This is a genomic window from Nocardia sp. NPDC052566, assembly GCF_044547285.1.
GTDB lineage: Bacteria > Actinomycetota > Actinomycetes > Mycobacteriales > Mycobacteriaceae > Nocardia.
Genome location: NZ_JBIUAF010000007.1, coordinates 289,814 through 306,775, shown reverse-complemented (window position 1 = coordinate 306,775; position 16,962 = coordinate 289,814). Strand labels below are relative to the sequence as shown.

The 16,962-nt window shown below is 67.8% G+C and carries 19 protein-coding genes; 6 read left to right on the top strand and 13 right to left on the bottom strand.

Features of this window, described 5'->3' with window-relative positions:
* Positions 1–10: 10 nt before the first annotated feature.
* Both ACIG5A_RS36080 and ACIG5A_RS36075 read left to right on the top strand, forming a co-directional pair.
* A complete protein-coding gene (locus tag ACIG5A_RS36080) occupies positions 11–559 on the top strand; it encodes a TetR/AcrR family transcriptional regulator (RefSeq protein WP_397248565.1) in 549 nt (182 codons plus the stop codon).
* Between the two features lie 73 nt (positions 560–632).
* Positions 633–2,342: an alpha/beta fold hydrolase gene (locus tag ACIG5A_RS36075; RefSeq protein ID WP_397248563.1), complete on the top strand. Its 1,710-nt coding sequence runs from the start codon at positions 633–635 to the stop codon at positions 2,340–2,342.
* A 557-nt stretch (positions 2,343–2,899) separates the two neighbouring features.
* On the opposite strand, the gene ACIG5A_RS36070 is transcribed toward ACIG5A_RS36075, so the two are convergent.
* Positions 2,900–3,802, bottom strand: coding sequence for a LysR family transcriptional regulator (locus tag ACIG5A_RS36070; RefSeq protein WP_397248561.1), 903 nt, complete (start codon positions 3,800–3,802; stop codon positions 2,900–2,902).
* Positions 3,803–3,896: 94 nt separating this feature from the next.
* On the opposite strand from ACIG5A_RS36070, the gene ACIG5A_RS36065 reads away from it, so the two are divergent.
* Together ACIG5A_RS36065 and ACIG5A_RS36060 are read left to right on the top strand one after the other, a co-directional pair.
* The gene (locus ACIG5A_RS36065) at positions 3,897–4,877 is read left to right on the top strand and encodes an MFS transporter (protein ID WP_397248559.1); all 981 of its coding nucleotides are present in this window, start codon (positions 3,897–3,899) and stop codon (positions 4,875–4,877) included.
* Positions 4,874–5,098: a hypothetical protein gene (locus tag ACIG5A_RS36060; RefSeq protein ID WP_397248557.1), complete on the top strand. Its 225-nt coding sequence runs from the start codon at positions 4,874–4,876 to the stop codon at positions 5,096–5,098. Before ACIG5A_RS36065 ends, ACIG5A_RS36060 begins: the two co-directional genes overlap by 4 nt.
* Positions 5,099–5,106: 8 nt before the next feature.
* On the opposite strand, the gene ACIG5A_RS36055 is transcribed toward ACIG5A_RS36060, so the two are convergent.
* Positions 5,107–5,598: a winged helix-turn-helix transcriptional regulator gene (locus ACIG5A_RS36055; RefSeq protein ID WP_397248555.1), complete on the bottom strand. Its 492-nt coding sequence runs from the start codon at positions 5,596–5,598 to the stop codon at positions 5,107–5,109.
* A gap of 119 nt (positions 5,599–5,717) precedes the next feature.
* Between ACIG5A_RS36055 and ACIG5A_RS36050 the strand changes: the two genes are divergently transcribed.
* A complete protein-coding gene (locus ACIG5A_RS36050; protein ID WP_397248553.1) occupies positions 5,718–6,362 on the top strand; it encodes a dihydrofolate reductase family protein in 645 nt (214 codons plus the stop codon).
* A gap of 53 nt (positions 6,363–6,415) precedes the next feature.
* On the opposite strand, the gene ACIG5A_RS36045 is transcribed toward ACIG5A_RS36050, so the two are convergent.
* The 11 genes from ACIG5A_RS36045 to ACIG5A_RS35995 form a co-directional block, all read right to left on the bottom strand.
* Positions 6,416–6,619 (bottom strand): cold-shock protein, encoded by a 204-nt coding sequence (locus tag ACIG5A_RS36045; protein ID WP_014987157.1) that lies wholly within the window; start codon positions 6,617–6,619, stop codon positions 6,416–6,418.
* Positions 6,620–6,741: 122 nt separating this feature from the next.
* A complete protein-coding gene (gene iolD, locus ACIG5A_RS36040) occupies positions 6,742–8,613 on the bottom strand; it encodes a 3D-(3,5/4)-trihydroxycyclohexane-1,2-dione acylhydrolase (decyclizing) (protein ID WP_397248551.1) in 1,872 nt (623 codons plus the stop codon).
* Entirely contained in the window at positions 8,610–8,774 is a 165-nt protein-coding gene (locus ACIG5A_RS36035; RefSeq protein WP_397248549.1) for a hypothetical protein, read from the bottom strand. The genes iolD and ACIG5A_RS36035 overlap by 4 nt, the downstream gene beginning before the upstream one ends.
* Positions 8,771–9,658: a 5-deoxy-glucuronate isomerase gene (iolB, locus tag ACIG5A_RS36030; RefSeq protein ID WP_397248547.1), complete on the bottom strand. Its 888-nt coding sequence runs from the start codon at positions 9,656–9,658 to the stop codon at positions 8,771–8,773. Before iolB ends, ACIG5A_RS36035 begins: the two co-directional genes overlap by 4 nt.
* Complete coding sequence (locus ACIG5A_RS36025) at positions 9,655–9,912, bottom strand: hypothetical protein (RefSeq protein ID WP_397248545.1); 258 nt, start codon at positions 9,910–9,912, stop codon at positions 9,655–9,657. The genes iolB and ACIG5A_RS36025 overlap by 4 nt, the downstream gene beginning before the upstream one ends.
* Before the next feature lie 49 nt (positions 9,913–9,961).
* A complete protein-coding gene (locus ACIG5A_RS36020; RefSeq protein ID WP_397248543.1) occupies positions 9,962–10,855 on the bottom strand; it encodes an aldolase in 894 nt (297 codons plus the stop codon).
* A 112-nt stretch (positions 10,856–10,967) separates the two neighbouring features.
* Positions 10,968–11,900: a 5-dehydro-2-deoxygluconokinase gene (gene iolC, locus ACIG5A_RS36015; protein ID WP_397248541.1), complete on the bottom strand. Its 933-nt coding sequence runs from the start codon at positions 11,898–11,900 to the stop codon at positions 10,968–10,970.
* A complete protein-coding gene (locus tag ACIG5A_RS36010; RefSeq protein ID WP_397248539.1) occupies positions 11,897–12,676 on the bottom strand; it encodes an ATP-binding cassette domain-containing protein in 780 nt (259 codons plus the stop codon). Before ACIG5A_RS36010 ends, iolC begins: the two co-directional genes overlap by 4 nt.
* Positions 12,673–13,725 (bottom strand): ABC transporter permease, encoded by a 1,053-nt coding sequence (locus ACIG5A_RS36005; protein ID WP_397248537.1) that lies wholly within the window; start codon positions 13,723–13,725, stop codon positions 12,673–12,675. The genes ACIG5A_RS36010 and ACIG5A_RS36005 overlap by 4 nt, the downstream gene beginning before the upstream one ends.
* A gap of 9 nt (positions 13,726–13,734) precedes the next feature.
* Entirely contained in the window at positions 13,735–14,745 is a 1,011-nt protein-coding gene (locus ACIG5A_RS36000) for a sugar ABC transporter substrate-binding protein (RefSeq protein ID WP_397248535.1), read from the bottom strand.
* Between the two features lie 16 nt (positions 14,746–14,761).
* Positions 14,762–15,652, bottom strand: a complete 891-nt coding sequence (locus ACIG5A_RS35995; RefSeq protein WP_397248533.1) for a TIM barrel protein — start codon at positions 15,650–15,652, stop codon at positions 14,762–14,764.
* A gap of 265 nt (positions 15,653–15,917) precedes the next feature.
* Between ACIG5A_RS35995 and ACIG5A_RS35990 the strand changes: the two genes are divergently transcribed.
* The gene (locus ACIG5A_RS35990; RefSeq protein WP_397248531.1) at positions 15,918–16,922 is read left to right on the top strand and encodes a LacI family DNA-binding transcriptional regulator; all 1,005 of its coding nucleotides are present in this window, start codon (positions 15,918–15,920) and stop codon (positions 16,920–16,922) included.
* The last annotated feature ends 40 nt before the right edge of the window (positions 16,923–16,962 follow it).

The following is a 16,962-nucleotide window of genomic DNA, read 5'->3' as shown; positions in this document are numbered from 1 at the left end:
AGTTTCGAACATGGGCGCTAAGGGAGACGAGACCAGGGGCAAGCTGATCGAAGCCACCAGGACCCTCGTCGAAGAACAGGGATACTTCGGCGCCGGGCTGAATCGGATCATCGAAACCAGCGGTGCGCCACGCGGATCCGTCTACTTCCACTTCCCCGGCGGCAAGGACGAACTCGTCGCCGAGGCGATCAGGCAGTCCGGCAGGGACATCGCGGCGCTGATCGACTCGGTGGCAACCGATGACACCGCCGACTCGGCGACCGCACTGCTCAATGCGTTCGGTGACCGGCTGGAGGCCTCCGGCTGGCGCAGTGGCTGCCCGGTCGCCACCGTCGCGCTCGACGTCGCCGCGGTGAACGACTCGATCCAGACCGAATGCGCCGCCGCGTACACGGCATGGGAACAGGCGCTGCGCATCCGGCTCGCGGGCAGGCCCGATGCCGACGACCTGGCCGCCTCGCTGCTGGCCATGGTCGAGGGCGCGCTGCTGCTCGCCCGCGCCAAGCGCAGCCGCGAACCGCTCGAACGCGTCGCGCGCACCATCCGCGCCATGATCTGAACCAATTCGGTTCGCTATCAGCCGTTTTCGCAGGTCTATAAAATATGTAGACCAGTCCAGTTAGGAATTGCTCATGTCAGACAGCATCGTGCTCGGCGCCGCCGGGTTCATCGGCCGCGCCACGGTGGCCCGCCTGCTCGCCCGGGGCGGGTCGGTGATCGCCGGGGTGCGTCCCGGCAGCGAACATCGCCTCACCACCTGGTTGCGCGAGCGCGGCGTCGACCAGCGCGCACTCGACGTCGTGGCCTGCGATATCACCGCATCCGACCTCGGCCTGCCCGATGAACTCGATACGAGCGGCGTGCGCGACGTCTACAACTGCGCGGCGCGGTACGCCTTCGGACTGGACCCCGACGACGCGTACGCGGTGAATGTCACCGGCGCACTGCATGTCCTGGACTGGGCAGCCGCACTACCGGAATTGCGGCGCGTCGTGCACATCACCGGATACCGCATCACTGCACCGGATTCGACCGAAGGCAGCTACGAGAACGGCGCTTACGGCGCCACCAAGTTCGAATCGGACCCAAAGCTGCGCGAGCGCGCGGCACAGCACGGCATACCGCTGACGATCGCGAACCCGAGCGCGGTCATCGGTCCGGGCCAGTACATCGGGCTCAGCCCGGTGCTCGAGGATCTGTGGCGCGGCAAGCTCGCCGCGATTCCGGGCGGGCGCGAAACCTTCGTTCCGATAGTCGATCTGGACTACTTCGCCGCGTTCCTGACCAGCCTGCCCGAACGGGCCGACGCGGCCGGACAGTCGTACACGGTGCTGGACGCAGAGACTCCCGTGCTGCCGGAGCTGATCCGGTTGCTCGCCGGGCATATGGGCGTGCCCGCGCCGCGGTTCTCGATTCCGGTGAGCGTCATCGCGAAGTTGCCGCAGGCACTGACCCGGGCGGACCCCGAGACACTCACTTTCCTGTCCGAGGACCGTTACGACACCTCGGCCGCGGACGAACTCGCACGAGCGGCCGGAATCGCCATGCCGCCAACCGAACCCACACTGCGCGCCTGGGCCGATCATCTCGTCGCAAGCCGTTTCGGCACCGTCGAGGCCGATCCGTCCGCTGGATTCGCCGACGGCACCTGGGTTTCCGGCGATCGTGAAGAGCCGGATTACATACTGCTGCACGGACTCCCGCTGAACAGCGACTCGTGGGCCGCCCTGCGAGGCGAGCTCGACGGACCGGCCCTGGCGATCGACCTGCCCGGATTGGGCCGCTCCGCGCCGGGCGCGCTCGACGAGGCCTTGCCGCGGTTGATGCGAACGGTGCGCAGTCGCCCTGTGCTGGTTGGGCATTCGCTCGGCTGCGGGCCGGTGCTCGATTACGCCCTCGCCCATCCCGACCGCGTCGGCGGTGTCGTGTTGATTTCGCCCGCATTTCTCCAGGCGCCCGCGAGCCGCCTGGTGCGCTCCCCGCTGGCGGCACTCGCGCTGCGGCGAACCACGGCGGCGGCCTTGGCGACTCGGCTCGGACTGCCCGACGGTCCCGCACTGGCCAGCGCGGTGGCCGACCTCGGCAGGCCCGGAGTAGCCGGGCGGACCATCGCGGCGCTACGCGCCGCGAGCACGTCCGAGCGGCGAAACGCGTTGCGCGCAGCGCTGGATCGGGTCGGGGTGCCGGTGCGGATCGTGGTCGGCGCGGAAGACCCACTGCTCGAACGGGCTTCGCACGACACCACGGTGATCCGCGGGACCGGCCACTACCCGCAGCTCACCCGTCCCGAAGAAGTAGCCGCGGTGATCGCCGGAGTGCGGTCGGACATCCACCCCCACTGACGGCAAAGGCCGGTCTCATGCCGCGCAGCGTGAGACCGGCCGAAACCGAAATAGTTCGGTCGTTACGTCAAATTCAGCGACCGCCGAACGAGCCCGTCCACAGGGTGTTGACGATACCGTGCAGAGCGGCACCGAAGGTGTCGAGGAAACCACCCAGAGCAGCGCTACCGGTGTCGATAATAACGGGGATCATTTGAATACCTCTTCGTTGAAAGACAACCCAGTCGAACTGGCTGACACATGGCACATCGGCGGCCGGACAAAGCCGGTTACGAAATTCCGCGATTTAGTGATGCAGGTAACAGTCACATCACGAAGAACGCCTGGTCAAGCGTCCATCTCGCTTCTAGCTGGGAAAGCTCGGCCCGAGACGGATCAACGACGATCGTCTCGGCTTGTAGTTCGCCTGCCTAACCATGTCCGCCAGGAGGCATTGACTGCCGAACTTAAGAGGTCTTTGAGAAGATGGACATAACCGTCTGAGACCGCCACGACATCGCTATTCGGACATTCCAGTCATACAGCGTGGACAACCAGGCAATTTCACCGGAAACCGCTCAGCGCAGATCGCCTTTATTCGCCACTTCACCGACCACCGCCGCGAATGCGCGGACCCGCGCCGTTTCCCGATTGCCGTGCCAGAACAGGCCGAGCACCGAATCGCCAAGGCCATCGACCGGTACGAAGACGACCGAGGGTCGCGCCCGGTGCTCGCTGGTGAGCTTGCACAGCAACATGGTCCCGCGCTCGGCGGCCACCAGCGCCAATCCCTCCTCGAGCGTGCGCACCGTCGGCCCGGCCGGAATCTCGCTGCCGCCAGGGGTGATCCGGGGCGCGTGCGCGAGCCGCCAGTACTCCGGCGCAGGCCCACGCGCACTGATCAGCGGACTGCCGACGAGTTCCTCGGCGCCGATCGAGGTCCGGCCCGCCAGTGGATGGCGGACCGAAACCGCCAGCTGCTGCACCTGTTTCGCGAAGGCGAAGCCGAGCACCAGTTCGGGCTCGTTGGACGGGGTGAGCGCGAGCGCCACGTCGACCTCGTTGCGGTACAGCGGGCCGAACGGGTCGGCGAACGGGATCTCGGTCAACTCGATCGCGCAGTCCGTGTACCGCTGCTGGAACAGGTCGATGGCCCGCATCAGGTTCTCGTCGTAGCTGCCCTGAAATCCGACGCGCAGCACGCCGTGCACACCACGCGCCGAACTGCACGCTTTGTCCACCGTCGCGTACAGGGCCGCGTACGCCGGGCGCAGCGCGGTCACGAATTCGTCGCCGAGCGGAGTGAGCTTCACCTTGCGGCTGGTGCGCTCCACCAGCTTTCCGCCGACCCGCCGCTCCAGCGTCCGCAGCAGCTGACTCACCCGCCCCTGTGATACATACAACCGCTCGCCCGCCCTGCCGAAGTGCAGTTCCTCGGCGAGCACCAGAAACGCCTCCAGTTCACGCACTTCCAGGCCCATCCGGCGTCCCTCTCCACTCGTCGATTAGCTCAGCTCATAGAACGATGCGCTGTTCGCCGTTGTTTCCACCGCCGCCGATCTCTTGGCTGGGGTTATGACAGAGCTACTGGAAACCACCAGCTCATCGGCGGCACAACCGCATTCGGCCCGGCGCGGCTGGCTGGGCATCGGGATCGTGACGGCGGGCACCTTCACGGTGGTGACCTCCGAGATGCTGCCGGTCGGCCTGCTCACCCCGATGCGCGACGACCTGCGGATCAGCGAGGGCACGGCCGGTTCGGCGCTGACCGTCACCGGATTGGTCGCCGCGATCTCGGCGGCGCCGCTGACCGTGCTGCTCGGCCGGTTCGATCGACGCTGGGTGCTCTGCGGGCTGATGGCGGTGCTGACACTCGGCAACCTCGCCGCGGCGCTCGCGCCGAATTTCGCCGTCATGACCGCCGGACGCGTCCTCGTCGGCCTCGGTATGGGCGGGGTGTGGTCACTGGCCGCCGGACTCGCGGTGCGGCTGGTGCCCACCAAGTCGGCGGGCACCGCGATGTCGGTCGTATTCAGCGGGATCGGGGTGGCCTCGGTGCTCGGCGTCCCCGCGGGGACCTATATCGGCGCGCTGGCCGGTTGGCGCGCCGCCTTTTTCGCCGCGGCGGGCCTGGGAATGCTTGTGCTGCTTGCCATCGCGGTCGCGCTGCCCGCGCTGCCGCCGACGGGCGGCGTCGCATTGAGCGGCGTGCTGCGGCTGGTCCGCAATGCGCGGATGCGCACCGGGCTGCTGATCGTGGCATTTCTGGTGACCGGGCACTTCGCGGCCTACACCTATGTGCGCCCGGTGCTCGAGCAGGTCGCGAGCGCGAGCGCGGCGCAGATCGGTTCACTGCTGCTCGTCTACGGAATCGCCGGTGTGGCAGGCACTTTCCTCGCGGGCACACCATCGGTCCGCAGCCCGCGCACGACGCTGATCACGGTGAGCGCGGTGCTCGCGGCCGGCGTACTGCTGCTGCCGGACTGGGCGGCACGATCGTCACCGCGGGGCTCTTCCTCGCCATCTGGGGCGTCGCCTACGGCAGCGTCTCGGTGAGCACGCAGACCTGGGCGCTGCTGTCCTGCCCCGACGATCGCGACGGCGCCTCCTCGCTGCTGGTCGGCGTCTTCAACGGCGCGATAGCGCTGGGCGCGTTGGCCGGTGGGCTGGCAGCCGACGGTTTCGGCACCACCGCCGCACTGTGGCTCGGCGGCGGGCTCGCCATCGCCGCGCTGCTCACGGCGGCATTCGGTAGCGCACCCGCCAGTGCACGTTGATAGCGGGCTCAGCGTGCGGTGACCGCGGCGTAGGCGTCGGCCAGGCGCTGAGTTGCGGTGGGGCGGTGGGGATCCGGTCGCGGCACCCCGAGGTGCGACTCGCGAAGCTCGTCCATGAAGTCGTCCCACAGCTCCTGGCCGCCCTCCTCGAGCAGCTCGGCGCGCACCCGCAGACGCTCGGTGGTCGGCCGGTGCCGCAGCCCCCACGCACCGAGCTGGGCCATCACCGGCACCAGCTGAATAGCGGGCTCGGTCAGTCGGTACTCCGCTTTCTGACCGGGCCTGCTGTCCTCCCGGCTCAGCAGACCGGCCGCGACCAGGCGCTTGAGCCGATCGGACAGGATGTTGGTCGCGATACCCTCCTCCGAGCCGGCGAGCAGCTCGCGGAAGTGGCGCCGATTGCCGAACATCACGTCACGCAGCACGAGTAGCGTCCACCGATCCCCGATCACCTCGATCGTCGCGTTGATCGGGCAGCCCGAGCGTCCTTGGTCGCGCATGTCGTGCTCCCTCTCGCGAAAGAATCGATCCGAACTACTGCTTGCAATATACAACCAGTTGCTCGTAGTCTGATCCCAAGCGATTGCAAAATGCAAGCACCCGAGGGAAGAGTGAACCGATGCCGAAACTGCGCGTACACAACCTGTCGATCTCCCTGGACGGCTACGTAGCCGGACCGAACCAGAGCACGGACAACCCGCTCGGCGAAGGCGGCGAGAGCCTGCACGAGTGGGCCTTCGCCACCCGCTACACCAACGCGATGTTCGGCAAGGAGGGCGGCGAGACCGGCATCGACGACGATCTCCTCGCCGCGGGCGATCGCGGCATCGGCGCAACCATCATGGGGCGCAACATGTTCGGGCCCATTCGCGGTGAATGGCCCGACCTCGAATGGCAGGGCTGGTGGGGCGACAACCCGCCCTACCACCACGACACCTTCGTCATGACCCACCACCCGCGGCCGTCGCTGCCGATGGACGGCGGGACCGTGTTCCACTTCGTCGACGACACCCCGGACCAGGTGCTGCGACGGGCGTTCGAGGCCGCCGGCGGCGACGATGTGCGACTGGGCGGCGGCGCGTCGACCGTGCGCCAATTCCTGCGCGCCGGGCTGGTCGACGAGTTGCACCTGGCGGTGGTGCCGATCCTGCTCGGCGCGGGCGAGCGCCTCTACGACGACCTCGGCACCCTGCCCGGATACCGGATCGGCTCGGTGGTCCGCTCCCCCGCGGTCACCCACGTCACCTTCGTCAAAACCCCCTGAACGACAAAACGGCCCCCACACCGCTGGTGTGGGAGCCGTCTAAGTCTCAGAGATCAGAGAACGCGAACGTCCTGAGCCTGCGGGCCCTTCTGACCCTGGCCGATCTCGAACTCCACGCGCTGGCCCTCATCGAGGGACCGGAAGCCGGAGCCGCTCACAGCGGAGTAATGCACGAAGACGTCGGGGCCGCCGCCGTCCTGAGCAATGAAGCCGAAGCCCTTCTCGCTGTTGAACCACTTCACAATGCCTTGAGCCATTTCAAACTTTCTGTAGACGAGCCAGGTAATCACTTCAGTAGCCCTGGTCTCGTTGATCAACGGTACAATGATCCGACGAATTCGGCCACATTCGGCCCCTGTTTGTGTGAGCTATCTGACCCTCAACGCGGGCTGTGGTCCACACCTCGACTTCCTGGTTGCAGGTAGCGCAACTGACGCGGCTTCGCGGCCTCGTGGTCGGCCCGTCCAGCCAAGTGCGCCGGCACTCCGACCTCCCACCACGCGCCCGCTTCCGTCCACGACGACGGCTGTGTGCGGACCACGACGACCGCGGGCCGGGATCGATCGCGAGCGGTCGTTCTGGCCCGGTCGTAGGCGGTGCGAAAATCGTCGAGCCCCTCGGCGGTGAACACGTCGCAGCCGAGCGCGCGGGCATGCGCCGCGAAATCCACGCGCGGCGGGTCGGCGTGATTCGTGCGGCAGTCGGCATAGAAATTGTTGAACGCCGCGCCGCCCTGCCCCTGTTGCAGGCGGGCGATCACCGCGTAACCGTCGTTGTCGCAGACAACGGCGACCAGTGGATGACCCGCGAAAGCCGCGGAGAACAGTTCGGAGTTCAACATCAAATACGAGCCGTCGCCGAGCATCGTGGTGACCACGCCGTCCGGATGCGCCATCGCCGCACCCCAGGCCCCGGCCAATTCGTAACCCATGCAGGAGAAGCCGTACTCCACATCCATGGTGGGCGCACCGCCGGTGGCGCGCCAGCCGCCGATGAGTTCGCCGGGCAGGCCGCCGGAGGCGGTCATCACATAGTCGGACGCCGTGCTGAGTTCGTTGACGACGCCGACCACCTGGGCGTAGCTCGGAGTGCCCGTGGTGGGGGCGCGCAGTGTGTCGATGTGCGCGTCCCAAGTCGTCCGCAGAGTTCCGGCGCGATCGCTCCATGCGGCGTCCACACGCCAATCCTGTACGTGCGCGGTCAGTTCGGTGATAGACGCGCCCGCGTCGCCCACTACGGCGAGCGCGCCGTGCTTGACCGCGTCGAAGCGGGCGGCGTTGACGGTCACCAACCGGACATCGGGCGCGAACACCGTCCATGACGCGGTGGTGAAGTCCTGCAGGCGGGTTCCGACGGCGAGCACCAGATCCGCCTCGGCCGCCAGCAGATTCGCCGATTCCGAGCCGGTGACACCCAGCGGACCGGAGTACAGCGGGTGGTCGTGCCGCACCAGGGTGCGCCCCGCGGTGGTCTCGGTTACCGGGATACCGTGCCGCTCAGCGAATTCCAGCGCGACTCGGCCCGCACCCGAATAGCGGACGCCGCCGCCGAGCACGAGCAGTGGACGGCGTGCCGACCGGAGCGCGGTGGCCGCATCGGCCAGATCGCGAGAATCCGGGCGGGGGCGCAGGATTCGATGCAGGACCGGTTCGAACAAGGCATCCGGGAAATCGTAGGTCTCGGCCTGGACGTCCTGCGGCAGCGCCAGGGTTACCGGTCCGGTCTCCGCCGGATCGGTCAGGACCCGCGCCACCTGGGGCAGCGTGGCGATCAGTTGCTCCGGCCGGGTGATTCGATCGAAGTACCGGCTCACCGCGCGGAACGCGTCGTTCACCGTGCCGGTCGCGTCGCCGAAGTGCTCCACCTGCTGCAGCACCGGATCCGGCGCCCGCCCCGTGAAGGTGTCGCCCGGAAGTAGCAGCAGCGGAAGACGATTCGCGTGCGCGACGCCCGCGGCGGTCACCATGTTCAGCGCGCCGGGACCGATCGACGAGGTCGCGATGCCGACCTGACGGCGGTGGGTCGCCTTCGCGTAGCCCACCGCGGCCAGCGCCATGCCCTCCTCGGTGTGCCCACGCCACACCGGGATCTCGTCTCTGCGCTCGTGCAGCGCCGTGCCGAGGCCGAGGACGTTGCCGTGCCCGAAGATCGCGAAAACCGCTGGAAACAGCGGGACTTCGCGGCCGTCGAAAGTTTCCGAGCGCTGGGCGACCAACCAGGCCACCAGCGCTTGCGCGGTGGTCGACTTCACCTGAACCGCCCTTCATCGCTCGTATTCGGCAGCGCCGCGGGCAGACCGGCCTGCAGCGCCTCGATCATCCCGGCCGTCAGCGCGCCCGTCAGCCCGGCGAACGCCGGGAACCATCGAGTGATCACCGGCGACCGGCGTTCGGCGGCACGCGACGCCGTCATGGGTGCCGCCCTTCGGGACCGGTGACCGGGCAGCGCGGATCGAGCGGCTGCCCTGCCCAGCTGTCCCTGATCCAACTGTGTGCCGGGTCGTCACAGAAGGCCATCGACCGTTCCGGTGCGGGACCCGCCAGCACATTGAGGTAGTACATCGAATAGCCAGGTGCGGCGATGCACGGTCCGTGGTAGCCGTAAGGCACCAGGAAGACATCGCCGTCGCGCACCGCGACATTCGCGTCCCTTCCGCCGTCCGCGGTGTACGTGCGGTGCATGCCGAAACCCTCACGCGACGGAGTGATGCCGTCGCGGCCCGCGATGCGGAAGTAGTAGATCTCCTCGTTGACCACCTCGCACTCGCTCGCCTCGTCGTGCTTGTGCGGCGGATAGGACGACCAGTTGCCGTCGGGCGTGATCAGCTCGCAGGCGTTGAGTTTGTCGGCGTGCTCCCAGATTCCGGGGGTGCCGAAGTTGGTAACCTGCCTGGTGGCCTGGCCCGCACCACGCACCTCCACCGGAACCTGCTCGGCCGGCCCGTATTTCGGCTCGAGCCGCCGGGTGCAGCGTGCCATCGGCAGCGCGACCTCGAGCCCGGCCGAGGTCGACAGCTCGACCTCGGCGTCGCGCGGGATGTAGGCGAAATCGGTCACCCGGGTGAAAACCGACTCACGGCCGGTCAATTGGAAGATCCGGCCGTCGACCCTGACCGTGCACGAACCGGACAGCGGCAGCACGAACGCCTCGAATTCGCCGGTGTGCACCGTGCGCGACTCCCCCGCCGCGAGTGCGAGCACGCGGAGGCCGGTGTAGGTCCAGCCCGCGTCCTCGGGGGTGAGCAGGATCGGATCATTGCCGTCGGTCTGCGTGCCCGCCGGTCTGTGTAGCTTCATCGCGCCTCCCATGGGCGATAGGTGCTCGCCGCCACTCGATTTCGCGATCCGGTAGCGGATGTCTTGCGCACACGGCGCGTCACCGCGCTCCGCACGATCGGCAGTCGCTTGCCCGGGGTACGGGCCCGCCCACGCGGGTCCAGCCACCACGGGACGCGGCGGGTGGTCGGTCGTCGCGCAGCCGACGGCCGCCGCCTGCGCGACCTGCGCGCGGGCACGTTCAGCGGGGTGAGCATGCGGCAGTCGGCACTCATGACAGCACCTCGTTCGGGTTGACCGGCAACACGATTCGGCCATACCGGTTCATCGTGCCGCCTGCAACAACCGGGCGGCGGCATCGACGGCGGCGGCGACATCGCCATCCGGCGGGTAGAGCAGGGTGCGGCCGACCACCAGACCACGCACCACGTCGTGGCGGAGCGCGCCGCCCCAGGAGGCAAGGTCGGCGGCGGGATCTCCCGAGGGCGCGCCACCCAACACCAGTACTGGGAGCGTGGTCGCGTCGAGTACCGAAGTATCCTGCGGCGCCGGGATCTTCAGCCAGGTGTACGCGGAGGTGACACCGAGGCCGGAGGCGACGGTGATCGCGCGGGACAGGGCGGGGGCATCCCTGGCCATCACCAGCGCGCCGGATTCGTCGCGGTGGTACGGCAGTGGTTCGACCATCGCCATCAGGCCGTGCGCCGCCAATTCGGAGACCGCCTGGGCGCAGGCGTGCAGCGTCGGGATCGTGCCGGGATCGGCATCATCCAGGCGCAGCAGCATTTTGCCGCCGTCGAGGCGGAAACGAACCAGGGCGTCGGCGTCGTATCCGGTGAACCGGTCGTCGATCTCCCATTCGGCGCCCGCCAGGCCGCCGCGGTTCATCGAGCCGATCACCACCTTGTCGTCCAGCGCGTCGAGCAGCAGCAACTCCTCCACCACATCCGGAGAGCCGAGTACACCGTCGACTGCGGGATGAGCCAGGGCGATCAGCAAGCGCTCCAACAGGGTTCGCCGGTCGGCCATCGCCGTGCGGTCGGACCCGACGCCGAGTGCGCCGCGGGCCGGATGATCGGCGGCGACCAGGAACAGGGTGTCCTTGTTGCCCAACAGATTCGGGCGACGGACGCGTTTGGTGTAGGCCCGCTCCACCGCCGCCGGGTCGGTCGCCCGGATGCGCAACAGCTCGCGCCAGCGTTCGTCGGTCAGATACACAACTCCTCCTCCACTTCCACATTCGCGCGCACAGCAACGACACGCGGCCGGTCGACGGCGGTAGCCAGCGCATACGGCACAGCCGTCGCCGTATCGTGCGGCCTCATCCGGCTCACCTGCACAGCAGCTCCTCTATCTCGGCATCGGTCGGCATCGCGTCGGCGCACGCCAGCCGCGAAGCGACCAGTGCCCCCGCGACATTCGCATACCTCGCGATCCGCTGCGGATCCCAGTCCGACAGCAGGCCGTGGACGACGGCGCCACCGAAACCGTCACCCGCCCCGAGTCCGCACACCACCTCGACCGGGTGCGGCGGCACGGTCCACCGGCCCTGCTCGTTCGCGATCAGCACGCCCTCGGCGCCCTTCTTGACGATCGCGAGCCGCACACCGCGCGCGAGCAGCCGATCGGCCGCCTCGTCCGGATCGTCGGTGCCGACCGCCACCCGCACCTCGGTGCGGTTGCCGACCACCACGTTCACGTGGTCGAGCATCCAGCCGATCTCGGTGTGCGCGGTAGCCTCGTCCGGCCAGAACATCGGCCGGTAGTCGAGGTCGAGCACGGTATGTCCGCGCCGGGCACGGCGTTTCAGAATGGCCCGCTGGGTGCTACGTCCCGGTTCGGCGCTCACGCCGGTACCGGTAACCCACAGCAGCGGAACCGAATCCACCGCGTCCCACGGCACCTCGTCCTCGGTCAGGGTGAGATCCGGTGCGATCGGCGCGCGGTAGAACAGCAGCGGCGGATCGGCGGGCGGGTTCAACTCGCAGAACACCACGGGAGTCAGCAGATTCGGCGCGGTGCCGACGTATTCGGCGCTGACACCGAATCCTTCGAGCGCGGACCGCACGTAAGCACCGAACCCGTCCGGGCCCACCTTGGTGAGCACGGCGCTGCGGTGCCCGAGCCGGGCGGCGGCCACCGCGACATTGGTCGCGGTGCCGCCGAGGAACTTCGCGAAGGTCTCGACCTCGGCGAGCCCGACGCCGCTCTGCTCGGGGTAGAGATCCACCCCGACCCGGCCGATCGTCAGCGCCTCGATCACTGCGTCACTCGTTCCAGCTCGTGCTGCAGCGCATCGAGTTCCGCGCCACCCGCCATCTGCTTGGTCAGCTCGGCGACGTCGATCTCCGACTTCTCGTAGGCGCCCAGCATGGCACCGCGCTTGAGCAGGAGGAACCGGTCGCCGACCGGATAGGCATGATGCGGATTGTGCGTGATCAGGATGACACCGAGCCCTCGATCCCGCGCCTGCACAACATATTTCAGGACCACACCGGCCTGTTTGACGCCGAGCGCCGCGGTCGGCTCGTCGAGGATCAGCACCTTCGCGCCGTAGTGCACGGCACGGGCGATGGCGACGCACTGCCGCTGCCCGCCGGACAGGGTGCCGACCGGCTGCTCCATATTGCGGATGTCGATGCCCATATCGGTCAACCCTTTTCGGGCGATCTCATGACCCTTGGCGCGATCGAGCAGACGGAACGGCCCGATCCCCTTGGTCGGCTCCGAACCGAGCACGAAGTTGCGCCACACGCTCATCAGCGGCACCACGGCCAGATCCTGGTACACGGTGGCGATCCCGCGATCCAAAGCCTCACGCGGCGAGGACAATCGGACTTCCTCGCCCTCGATCCGCAGCGTGCCACGATCGTGCTGGTGCACACCGGCCAGGATCTTGATCAGCGTCGACTTGCCCGCGCCGTTGTCGCCGAGCACACAGGTCACCTCGCCCGCGTTGACCACGGTCGAGACATCGCGCAGCGCGACGACACCGCCGTAGCTCTTGCCGATATCGGTGGTCTCGATCAGCGCCGTCATCGTCGTATCCTTTCGGCTCGCTTCTGGAAACCGTTGTTCACCAGCACCGCCGCCAGCAGCAGCGTGCCGAGGAACAACATGAACCAGTCGCTGTTCCACCCGGCGAAAACGATGCCCTTACTGGCCATGCCGAAGATCAGCGCACCGATGGCCGCGCCGATCGCCGAACCGAAGCCGCCGGTCAGCAGGCAACCACCCACCACGGCGGCGATGATGTAGTGCAGTTCGAGCCCGATGCCCTGGCTGGCCTGGACGCTGCCGAGCCGAAGTACATTGCAGGAGCCGACGATCCAGCCCGCGAACGCGGTACCCATGAACAGCAGGATCTTCGTGCGTACGGCGGGGACGCCGACCGCGCGTGCGCTGGGCAGCGCACCGCCGACCGCGAAGATCCAGTTGCCGAACCTGGTGCGCGCCAGGATGAGCGCGGCGAGCGCGGTCACCACGATCCACCAGAGCACCGAGGCCTGGATGGTCGCGCCACCGATCCGCATCGTCGACGCGAACACCGAGCCCGCCGATTCGTAGCCCGCGGCGCCACGAACACCCGACACTTGAACGCCATTCGTCACCAGCCGTGTCACACCGAGGTTCAGCCCCTGCAGCGCGAGGAACGTGCCGAGGGTGACGATGAAACTCGGCAGGCCGGTGCGCATCACCATCCACCCGTTGAACGCGCCTACCGCGAGGGCGAAGAGGAGCGAGACCAGCAGCGCGAGCCACAGATTCCAGCCGGCGTGCACCGCGAGCAGCGCGGTCACCACCCCGGTGGACGCGGTCATCACGCCCGCGGACAGGTCGAACTCGCCGCCGATCATCAGCATGGCCACGGCCACCGCCATGATGCCGAGCGTCGACGAATCGTCCAGCCAGTTGGAAACCCCACCGGGAGTGAGGAATCCGTCGGTGATGACCGAGAAGAAGACGAACACCAGCAGCGCGCCCAGCAGTGCGCCGAGCTCCGGCCGGACGATCAGCCGATGCCACAGCGCCGGCGTGTCCGGCTGCTGCGCCGGTGGGGTTTCGGATGTTTTCGTGGCAACCGTCATGTCACCTACTCACCGTGTTCCCTTCGCCACCAGTGCGGCGACGGCTTCCACATTGCTCTTGTCGACGAAGGCGGGACCGGTCTGCACCGGCGCACCACCGCCGACGCTGTTCATGTTGGAGCGGTACAACTTCAGCATCACCACGGGCAGGTAGCCCTGCTCGTACTGCTGCTGGTCGATCGCGAACAGCAGCTTGCCCGCGCGAATCGCCTCCACCACATCGGTATTCAGATCGAAGGTGGCAACCGTTGCCGCCGAGGCGGATTCCTTCACCGCATCCACCGCGCGCGCGGCCACCTGCGAGTTCAGCGTCAGGACGGCGTCGATCGACTTGTCCGCCTCCAGCGCGCTCTTGATCCTGGACTGCGCCTCGGTCGGGTTGTTGATGTCCACCTGCAGCGTTGTCGCGTTGCCGAAGCCCTTCGAGGCGCCGTCGCAGCGCTGGTTGGCACCGATATTGCCCGCCTCGTGGATGACACACAGCATCTTCGTCTTCTTGGCCTCGGCGAGCCGCTTGCCCGCGAGCTGGCCTGCGAGCGTCTCGCTCTGTCCGACATGGCCGATCGCACCGAACTTCGCGCTCTCGTTCTCACCGGAATTGATGGTCACCACCGGAATGCCCGCGGCGACCGCCTTTTCGATCGACGGCTTCAGCGCGTCCGGATTCGCCATCGAGACGACGATCCCATCGACCTTCTGCGCCACCGCGTTATCGATCAGCTTCGCCTGCTGTCCCGGATCACCGGAGGAGTTGTAGTCGACGCGGACGCCGAGGTCCTTGCCCGCCGCCTGCGCGCCGTTCTTGACGACACTCCAGAACGCGTCGCCGGCGCTACCGTGCGTAACCACCGCGACCGAGCCCAACTTGCCCTCGGACACCGGCGCCTGCGACGCCGAAGGGCCGCTGCTGTCGGAACCGGGGCCGCTACACGCCGCGAGCACGGCGACCGCCGCCATACACGGCAGCAGCGCGCGCGACCGTCGCCAGCCGGTGGCGCGGTGCGATCGAATGGACATCATTGTCATCACTTCCCAACTAGATTCGCGCGGAGCCGATGCCCGCGAGGTACTGCAGACTGCGTTCGGCGTCCCGGCTCGGCAACTGCGCCGAGTCGGTGGGCTGCAAGGCGGTGTCCTGTTCGATGACATACCACCCCTGGTAGCCCGCCGCGTGGAGGGCCTGGACGAGCGCGTCGATGTCGACATCGCCGTCACCGAGCGGGACATACAGTCCCCGGCCGACGGCATCGCTGTATTCGACTCTGCCGCTTCGCACTTCGTCGGCGATCTCGCCGCGCACATCCTTGAGGTGGATGTGCCCGATGCGCGGCGCGTGCCGCTGCGCGAGCCGCACCGGGTCGGTGCCGCCGATCAGCAGATGTCCTGTGTCCAAACAGATGTCGAGATCGGAGTCGGCCAGGAACCGTTCGACTTCGGCCTCGCTCTCCACATGGGTGCCGACGTGCGGGTGCAGTACCGTGCGCAGGCCGTGCCCGGCCGCGATATCGCGGATCGCCGCGGCGGTGTCGATCAGCGTGCGCCACTCCGTGTCGCTGAGCTGCGGGCGCGCGTCGTAACCGTCGAGTCCGGTGGCCGCGGCGAGCACGAGCACTTCCGCGCCGGTCGCGGCGAACAGGGCCGCGGTGTCCTCGGCCTCGGCGATCGCCCGTTCCGGATCGCGGTGCAGCGCCAGCGCCAGGAATCCGCCGAGCACCGTCATGCCGAATTCGCCGAGCAGGGTGCGTAGCTCCGCGGGGTCGCGCGGTAGATAGCCCGGTGGTCCGAGTTCGGTCGCGGAGATCCCGAGTCCGGCCATCTCGGCCAGTACGGTGCGCGCGTCGAGCACGTGACCCCAGCCGGGAACTTCGCAGACTCCCCAGGAGATCGGCGCGGCCGCGATTCGCAGCGGGTAGACAGGTTCGGTCATCGGGATTTCTCCGACCTTCGGTGTGATCCGGTTGCCGTCCAACAGTGTTGGAGCGCTCCAACTATGTAACGTGGGCCACAGGGTGTCAAGAGCCGTCTTCTCGGCCGATAAATCGCCGCTACCTCGAATAATACTGACTTCCAGGCGAAATGGGGCTCATGCCACGCGTGGAAGATTTCGGATTAGAGCGCTCTATTGATTAGAGCGCTCCAACGTTGTAACGTCCGTCACGGCACGACTGCTCTAGGCGCGGAACGGAGGCGAGATGGCGCGACCGACGATGGAAGATGTCGCCGCCCGCGCCGGCGTTTCCCGCGCGCTGGTCTCACTGGTGATGCGCGATTCCCCCAAGGTCAGCGAGCACCGCCGCCGCGCCGTGCTCGCCGCCGCGAAGGACCTCGGCTACCAGCCGCACATCATGGCCCGGTCGCTGGCCAGCCGTACCTCCAACATCGTCGGCGTCATGGTCTCCGACCTGCGCAACGCCTTCTTCGCCGATGTAGTGGAGGGGATGGACGAGGCCGCCCAGGAGGCCGGGCTCGAACTGATCCTCAACACCGGGCGGCGCGGCGCCGCCCGCGAACGCACCGCGCTGAAAAGCCTGCTGTCCTTCCGGCCCGGCGGCATCATCCTGCTCTCCCCCGTCCTGCCCGTCGCCGCCATACGCGAAGCGGCACAACAGGGTCCGGTCGTGCTGGTGTCGCGTAGCTCCACCATCCCCGATGTCGACACGGTCAACGACGACGGCGAAGTCGGCGCCGCGCTGGCCGTCGATCACCTTGTCTCGCTCGGTCATCGGCGCATCGTGCACCTCGACGGCGGCGGCGCCTTCACCTCCGCGGCGCGACGCCGCGGCTATCGCACGGCGATGGAACACCACGGTCTCGAGCCGATGATCGTCCCGAGCGAGCACACCGACTCCGCGGGCATGGCCGCCGTCCAGAAGCTGCTGAACCTGTTCTCCCGCGACAACTTTCCCACCGCACTGCTCTGCGGCAACGACTTCAACGCCGTCGGCGCGATGTCGGCGCTCGAAGAGGCCGGATTGCGTGTGCCGGACGATGTTTCGGTCGTCGGCTACGACAACACCTCACTCGCCGCACTGCGGCACATCTCGCTGACCACCATCGATCAGCCCCGTATCCAAATGGGCCGCTTGGCCATCGAGGCACTCGCCGAACGCTTACGCGACGGGCGCACCGATCCGGTACGCCGCCGATTACAGCCCTCGCTGGTCGTCCGTGCGACAACCGCCCCACCCCGCACCTGAACCCGCACCGCCATCCCACCGCAGGGAGAAACGAGGAACG